The sequence below is a fragment of the Salinibacterium sp. SWN139 genome, assembly GCF_015864625.1.
GTDB lineage: Bacteria > Actinomycetota > Actinomycetes > Actinomycetales > Microbacteriaceae > Rhodoglobus.
Map to the genome: position 1 here is coordinate 1 of NZ_JADYWV010000006.1, position 1,203 is coordinate 1,203.

Annotated in this window: 1 rRNA gene; it reads left to right on the plus strand. The window is 51.7% G+C overall.

What is annotated here, in order from left to right:
* Positions 1-1,156, plus strand: a 23S ribosomal RNA gene (locus tag I6E74_RS14285); the annotation flags it as partial.
* Positions 1,157-1,203 lie beyond the last annotated feature (47 nt).

Genomic DNA, 1,203 nt, shown 5'->3' on the forward strand with positions numbered 1-1,203 from the left:
GATGACGTATACGGTGTGACACCTGCCCGGTGCCGGAAGGTTAATTGATGGGGTTATCCTTAGGGAGAAGCTCTTGATCGAAGCCCCGGTAAACGGCGGCCGTAACTATAACGGTCCTAAGGTAGCGAAATTCCTTGTCGGGTAAGTTCCGACCTGCACGAATGGTGTAACCATGGCCACGCTGTCTCCACCCGAGACTCAGTGAAATTGAAATCGCAGTGAAGATGCTGTGTACCCGCGGCTAGACGGAAAGACCCCGTGAACCTTTACTACAGCTTGGCACTGAACATTGAACCTACATGTGTAGGATAGGTGGGAGACTTTGAAGCAGCGACGCTAGTTGTTGTGGAGTCAACCTTGAAATACCACCCTTGTAGTTTTGATGTTCTAACGTTGGCCCCTGAATCGGGGTTACGGACAGTGCCTGGTGGGTAGTTTGACTGGGGCGGTCTCCTCCTAAAGAGTAACGGAGGAGCACGAAGGTTGGCTAAGTACGGTCGGACATCGTACGGTTAGTGTAATGGTAGAAGCCAGCTTAACTGCGAGACAGACACGTCGAGCAGGTACGAAAGTAGGTCATAGTGATCCGGTGGTTCTGAATGGAAGGGCCATCGCTCAACGGATAAAAGGTACTCCGGGGATAACAGGCTGATACCGCCCAAGAGTTCATATCGACGGCGGTGTTTGGCACCTCGATGTCGGCNAGGCTGATACCGCCCAAGAGTTCATATCGACGGCGGTGTTTGGCACCTCGATGTCGGCTCATCACATCCTGGGGCTGAAGTCGGTCCCAAGGGTATGGCTGTTCGCCATTTAAAGTGGTACGCGAGCTGGGTTTAGAACGTCGTGAGACAGTTCGGTCCCTATCTGCCGTGGGCGTTTGAGAATTGAGAGGGGTTGCTCCTAGTACGAGAGGACCGGAGTGAACGAACCGCTGGTGTTCGGGTTGTCATGCCAATGGCATTGCCCGGTAGCTACGTTCGGAACTGATAAGCGCTGAAAGCATCTAAGCGCGAAGCAGGCCTCGAGATGAGTTCTCACTAGACTTTTAAAGTCTCTGAAGGGCCGTTGAAGACTACAACGTTGATAGGCAAGATGTGGAAGTGGTGTGAGCCATTAAGCTAACTTGTACTAATTACCCGTGAGGCTTAACCATACAACGCCAAACGCGTTTTATGCGACAGTTTAGACAGAAGTTAATAT